Genomic DNA, 5,903 nt, shown 5'->3' on the forward strand with positions numbered 1-5,903 from the left:
GCACCCTGGACAGGGGTACATCGAGCGCCTCGCAGATCGCGGCCAGCAGTTCGCTGGATGCTTCCTTACGACCCCGCTCGACTTCGGAGAGATAGCCCAGGCTCACCCGCGCCGAGGTCGAAACTTCGCGTAGGGTCCGGCTCTGGGCGAGGCGCGCACGCCGCAGACTGTCCCCGATCGCTTCTCGCAGCAGCGTCATCGAGTTCTCCTTCTCCCGGTAGGCGTCGCCCACGGCACGCACGCGGTTCTCTCTTGGCACAACGTCGGAACCGGCCCCGTGGGTTCCCGGGCCGGTCGCGGAACTGCTCACCGGGTGGGTGATTCGCCCCGCACACACCGCAGCAGTTCCCGAACCGCGGCCTGTGTCGCTGTGAACCTGATATTCCACCGGTCGCCGGTGAGTTTCAACCGCATCACCTCGGTATGCCCGGGTCCGGCGAATCCGAGGAAGACGGTGCCCACCTCGATCCCGTCCTGGGGGTCGGGCCCGGCGACCCCGGTGAGTGCGATTCCCCAGTCGGCGCCGCAGCTGTCCCGGGCACCGACCGCGAGCTGTTGGGCGGTACTCGCGGCCACCGGCCCCTCGGCGGCCAGCACCTGTTCGTCGACCCCGGCCAGAGTGTGTTTGAGGTCTGTCGCGTACACCACCAGTCCGCCGCGCAGCACCGCGCTGGCGCCGGGCACCCCGGCGATGGTCGCGCAGACCAGACCCGCGGTCAGCGATTCGGCGGTGGCGACCGTCTGCCCGCTCTCCTTCAGCGCGGCGACCAGATCGGCCGCCGCGGTTCCGGCGGTGAGCGGGCCGGTGTGCCCGGGCGTCATCCGCGGGTCCGGTGCGGGCCGGCGATCCACAATCTCGCCGCCTGACCGACATAGTCCAAGCCGGTGACCACTGTGAGGACCAACGCGATCCACATCAGCGTCATTCCCGCGGTGGCGAAACCACCCGAGAGCGGGAGCAGCAGCACCCCGATGGCCACCGATTGGACAAGGGTTTTGAGTTTTCCACCGCGACCGGCCGGAATGACCCCGCGACGCACCACCGCCAGCCGCAGCAGGGTGATCCCGATCTCGCGCGCGCAGATGACGACGGTCATCCACCACGGCAGGTCACCCAGCAGCGAGAGCCCGATGAGCGCCGCACCGATGAGCGCCTTGTCCGCGATGGGATCGGCGAGTTTGCCGAAATCGGTGACGAGGCCGTATTTGCGGGCGAGCTGACCGTCGAACCGATCGGTGATCGCGGCGAGGGCGAACAGCAGCGTCGCGGCGATCCGCCAGCCGGTCTCGTGCCCGCCACCGGCGAACAGCGCCAGGACGAACAGCGGTACCAGCGCGATCCGGATCATGGTGAGGATGTTCGCGATGTTCAGCAGCGGAACCGCGGATTCGGCCGGAGCGGGCACGAGACCACCACGCGGTGGTCCCGGCACGGCCAGACGCCGGTCCATCTCCTCGGGGTGCACGCTCATGGCCGCCTATGCGCCGCGGCGCCGGGACAGGCGCGCGAGGACGAGCGGGAGGGCGGAGTCTGCGGCACACACTCAGACTATCGGTAGCCCGGCCGACTACTGTGCACCCCATGACCTCACGGGGACCACTGAGTGGTTCGACCAGCGACGCGCCCGGTGCGCAGACCGCCACCGTGCGGGTGCGTCGCGCCCGCACCTCCGATGTACCGGCGATCAAATCGCTCGTCGACGTGTACGCGGGCCGCATTCTGCTGGAGAAGAACCTCGTCAATCTGTACGAGTCGGTACAGGAGTTCTGGGTGGCCGAACTCGGCGACCGCGTGGTGGGCTGCGGTGCGCTGCACGTGCTGTGGGCCGACCTCGGGGAGGTGCGCACGGTGGCCGTCCTGCCCGAGGTGAAGGGCCACGGTGTGGGCAAAGTCATCGTGGAGCAGCTGGTCGAGGTGGCCCGGGAACTCGAGTTGCGACGCTTGTTCGTTCTCACCTTCGAGGTCGAGTTCTTCGCCCGGCACGGTTTCGCGGAGATCGACGGCACCCCGGTGACCGCCGAGGTGTACGCGGAGATGTGCCGGTCCTACGACACGGGTGTCGCGGAGTTCCTGGACCTCAGTTATGTGAAACCGAACACCCTCGGCAATACCCGGATGCTGCTCACGCTCTGATGAGCCCGGCTCCGGCGGCCACCGCACCCAGCCGGTGGATGGTCGAGATCGCGGCGCCACCGGCGCGCACTAGAGTCGCCGGGTGCCTGTTTTCGCTGTTCACTACACCTACTCCGAAGCCACCGTGCCCGCCCGGGACACCCATCGCCCGCGCCACCGGGCCTGGCTGGCCGACCGGCTCGCCGCGGGCGCGCTGCTGAGCAGCGGCCCGTACCCGGACGGTTCCGGTGCGCTGCTCATCTTCCGCGCGAGCGACGCCGCGGCACTGGACGAACTGCTGGCCCAGGACCCGTTCGCCGAGGAGAAGCTGATCGACGCGGTCCGGGCCGTCGAATGGCAGCCCGTCCTCGGCGCGTTCGCCGACTGAGTGGTACCGCGTCCCGGCCGGGCATCGTCCCGGCCGGGACGCGCCGGCTACTCGCCCGGACCCGCGGCCGACTTCGGCCGGGCCTGTCCCCGAGTGCGCAGCAGGCTGGCGACGGTTGCCACGACCAGGATGCCGAGGATCACCGACAGCGACAGCGCGGTGGAGATCTCCGGGACGTTCACGTGCTCACCACCGTTGATGAACGGCAAGTTGTTCTCGTGCAGCGCGTGCAGCACCAGTTTGACGCCGATGAAGGCCAGAATGGCCGCCAGACCGTAGGACAGATAGACCAAACGGTCCAGTAGCCCGCCGATCAGGAAGAAGAGCTGGCGCAGCCCCATCAGCGCGAACGCGTTCGCGGTGAACACGATGTAGGGCTCCTCGGTGAGGCCGTAGATGGCCGGGATCGAGTCGAGAGCGAACAGCAGATCGGCGAATCCGATGGCCACCAGTGCGAGCAGCATCGGGGTGAGCGCGCGTCGCCCGTCGATCCGGGTGATGAGTTTGTCGCCGTCGTAGGTCTCGGTGGTCGGTACGAAGCGTTTGATGAGCGCGACGATCCGGCTGTCGCGTTTCTGCTCCTCCTCCACCTCGTGGCCGCTCTCCTTGAGGAGTTTGGCCGCGGTGTAGACCAGGAAGAATCCGAACAGGTAGAACACCCAGCTGAAGGCGCTGATGGCGGCGGCGCCCACCGCGATGAAGACACCGCGCATGACCAGCGCCACCACGATGCCGATGAGCAGTACCTTCTGCTGGTAGATCCGGGGCACCGCGAAGGTGGACATGATGATCAGAAAGATGAAGAGGTTGTCCACCGAGAGGGCTTTCTCGGTGACGAAACCGGCGTAGTACTCACCGGCGAAGGTTCCGCCCCATTTCCAGGCGATCACCCCGCCGAAGGCCAATGCCAGGCCGATATAGACCGCGGACCAGAAGCCGGACTCACGGAAGGTCGGTTCGTGCGGGGTGCGCACATGGGCGAAGAAGTCGAAGACGAACAACCCGAGGATCACCAGAATGGTGATTCCCCAGACGAGAGCGGTTACCTGCATACAGTGATCCGTTCAGCGGTGCGAGTCATGACACCAATAATGCCCGATATGCCCGATTCAGCCGACTTGCGGGGTGGTTGCCCGCTATGGTCGCATATCGGCGCCCGCGCCTACGGCAGGACACCGGTCAGCCGGCGTCCGGTGCCGGCGCCTCCTCGTCGCCTCCACCGCGGATCGACCAGAGCAGGCCGTCGAGCTCGTCCGGTTTGATCAGCACATCGCGCGCCTTGGACCCTTCGCTCGGCCCCACCACGCCCCGCGTCTCCATCAGATCCATCAGCCGGCCCGCCTTCGCGAACCCGACCCGCAATTTGCGCTGCAGCATGGACGTGGACCCGAATTGCGAGGTGACCACAAGTTCCACCGCTTGCAGGAATACATCGAGATCGTCGCCGATATCGGGGTCGACATCCTTTTTCTCCCCGGCCTTGGCCGCGGTGACGCCCTCGGTGTACTCGGGCTCGGCCTGATTCTTGGTGAACTCGACGACCGCGTGGATCTCCTCGTCGCTGATGAACGCGCCCTGCAACCGGGTCGGTTTACCGGCGCCCATCGGCAGGAACAGGCCGTCGCCCATACCGATGAGTTTCTCGGCGCCGGGCTGATCGAGGATCACCCGGGAATCGGTGAGCGAGGAGGTCGCGAACGCCAGCCGGGACGGCACATTGGTCTTGATCAGGCCGGTCACCACGTCCACCGACGGCCGCTGGGTGGCCAGCACCAGGTGGATACCGGCGGCCCGGGCCTTCTGGGTGATCCGGACGATGGCGTCCTCGACGTCGCGGGGCGCGGTCATCATCAGATCGGCGAGTTCGTCGACGATCGCCAGAATGTAGGGGTAGGGCCGGTACACCCGTTCGCTGCCCAGCGGCGTGGTGATGGCGCCGGATTTCACCTTGCGGTTGAAATCGTCGATATGGCGGACCTTGCTGGCCTGCATGTCCTGATATCGCTGTTCCATCTCCTCCACCAGCCAGGCCAGCGCCGCGGCGGCCTTCTTCGGCTGGGTGATGATGGGCGTGATCAGGTGCGGGATCCCCTCGTAGGGGGTCAGTTCCACCATCTTCGGGTCGATCAGGATCATCCGGACCTCGTCCGGTGTGGCCCGCTGCAACAGCGACACCAGCATCGAGTTCACGAAACTCGATTTACCGGAACCGGTGGAACCCGCGACCAGCAGATGCGGCATCTTGGCCAGATTGGCCGAGACGAACTCGCCCTCGATGTTCTTACCCAGCCCGATGACCAGCGGATGATGGTCGTTGCGGGTGGCCGGCGCGGTGAGCACGTCGGCGAGACGCACCAGTTCCCGGTCGGAGTTGGGCACCTCGATACCCACGGCGGATTTTCCGGGGATCGGCGCGAGCAGCCGCACATTCTCGGTCGCCACCGCATAAGCGATATTGCGGGTCAGCGCGGTGATCTTCTCGACCTTCACACCCGGCCCGAGCTCCACCTCGTACCGGGTGACGGTCGGGCCCCGGACGAACCCGGTGACCGCGGCATCGATCTTGAACTGCACCAGGACCTCGGTGATCGCCTCGATCATCGATTCGTTGGCGGCGCTGCGCTTGCGCGGCGGATCGCCCTCGACGAGCAGGTTGATCGGCGGCAACGTGTAATCGCCCTCGATGACCCGGTCGGCGACGAATTCCGGTTCCGGAGGCGGCGGCGGGGTCTGATCGACCACCGCGGGCGTGGCGGGTTTGCGCCTCTTGCGCGGCGCGGGTTGTTCCCCGTCCGGGGCGTCGGTGATCGGTTTGGCATCACGCAGGGGTGGCTCACCCGCGGGCCCCGGGAATTCGTCGGCCGGGTAGCTCTCGGCCGGAGTCCGGCCGCGGCGGCGCGACCGGCCGGGAGCTTCCCCGGCGCCGGTCTCGTACTCGTCGACCGGGTCGTAGCCGTCCCGGTAGTCGGCCTCGCCCTCGTATCCGGGCGCGCCGAAGAATTCGCGCAGCCGCTGCGGCGCTTCCCGCACCGTCGTGCCCGTCACCAGCAGCACTCCGAACACCATGGCCAGCAGCAGGATCGGCACCGACAGCCAGGCGGTGAGGCCGTCGGTCACCGGGCCGCCGATGACGAATCCCACGAACCCGGCACCGTCGGCGCGCCCGGCCGCGTCGGTGGGGGCACCGTCGGCGATATGCCACAGCCCGAGCAGGGGCAAACCGATCAGCAGACCGCCCAGCACCAGCCGGGGCCGGATCTCCGGACGGGGCTCGGTACGCATGAGCACCACCGCGATACCGGAGGCGACGAACGGCAGCAACGCCGAAGCCGAACCGGTGATCGCACGAATCACCGCGTCCACCGCACGCCCGATCGGGCCACCCGCGGACAGCCAGACAGC

7 protein-coding genes are annotated in these 5,903 nt (G+C 67.5%); 2 read left to right on the forward strand and 5 right to left on the reverse strand.

All coding sequences use genetic code 11. The features are described from left to right. From ON38_RS16755 to pgsA, 3 genes are all read right to left on the reverse strand, one after another. Positions 1-199: helix-turn-helix domain-containing protein (locus ON38_RS16755; RefSeq protein ID WP_039825763.1), on the reverse strand; the 199-nt coding region annotated here is incomplete at its 3' end. Between the two features lie 107 nt (positions 200-306). Next, entirely contained in the window at positions 307-822 is a 516-nt protein-coding gene (locus ON38_RS16760) for a CinA family protein (protein WP_039825764.1), read from the reverse strand. Then, on the reverse strand, positions 819-1,451 hold the full coding sequence (pgsA, locus tag ON38_RS16765) for a CDP-diacylglycerol--glycerol-3-phosphate 3-phosphatidyltransferase (RefSeq protein ID WP_083872739.1): 633 nt from the start codon (positions 1,449-1,451) through the stop codon (positions 819-821). Before pgsA ends, ON38_RS16760 begins: the two co-directional genes overlap by 4 nt. Positions 1,452-1,582: 131 nt before the next feature. On the opposite strand from pgsA, the gene ON38_RS16770 reads away from it, so the two are divergent. Together ON38_RS16770 and ON38_RS16775 are read left to right on the forward strand one after the other, a co-directional pair. Further along, on the forward strand, positions 1,583-2,134 hold the full coding sequence (locus ON38_RS16770) for an amino-acid N-acetyltransferase (RefSeq protein WP_039825760.1): 552 nt from the start codon (positions 1,583-1,585) through the stop codon (positions 2,132-2,134). A gap of 82 nt (positions 2,135-2,216) precedes the next feature. Next, positions 2,217-2,501 carry a YciI family protein gene (locus ON38_RS16775; RefSeq protein WP_039825761.1) on the forward strand — a complete coding sequence of 95 codons (285 nt, stop codon included), beginning with the start codon at positions 2,217-2,219 and terminating at the stop codon, positions 2,499-2,501. A gap of 47 nt (positions 2,502-2,548) precedes the next feature. Here the strand turns inward: ON38_RS16775 and ON38_RS16780 are convergent, their stop codons facing one another. Together ON38_RS16780 and ON38_RS16785 are read right to left on the reverse strand one after the other, a co-directional pair. Beyond that, complete coding sequence (locus ON38_RS16780; protein WP_039825762.1) at positions 2,549-3,553, reverse strand: TerC family protein; 1,005 nt, start codon at positions 3,551-3,553, stop codon at positions 2,549-2,551. A gap of 127 nt (positions 3,554-3,680) precedes the next feature. Beyond that, positions 3,681-5,903 (reverse strand): DNA translocase FtsK (locus ON38_RS16785; protein ID WP_039825766.1); only part of this gene is annotated, 2,223 nt, incomplete at its 5' end.

Source organism: Nocardia testacea NBRC 100365 (assembly GCF_000308775.1).
Lineage (GTDB): Bacteria > Actinomycetota > Actinomycetes > Mycobacteriales > Mycobacteriaceae > Nocardia > Nocardia testacea.

Coding starts and splice junctions, on each gene's coding strand:
- ON38_RS16760 (WP_039825764.1), bottom strand. CDS start 822: ATGACGCCCGGGCACACCGGCCCGCTCACCGCCGGAACCGCGGCGGCC.
- pgsA (WP_083872739.1), bottom strand. CDS start 1,451: ATGGACCGGCGTCTGGCCGTGCCGGGACCACCGCGTGGTGGTCTCGTG.
- ON38_RS16770 (WP_039825760.1), top strand. CDS start 1,583: ATGACCTCACGGGGACCACTGAGTGGTTCGACCAGCGACGCGCCCGGT.
- ON38_RS16780 (WP_039825762.1), bottom strand. CDS start 3,553: ATGCAGGTAACCGCTCTCGTCTGGGGAATCACCATTCTGGTGATCCTC.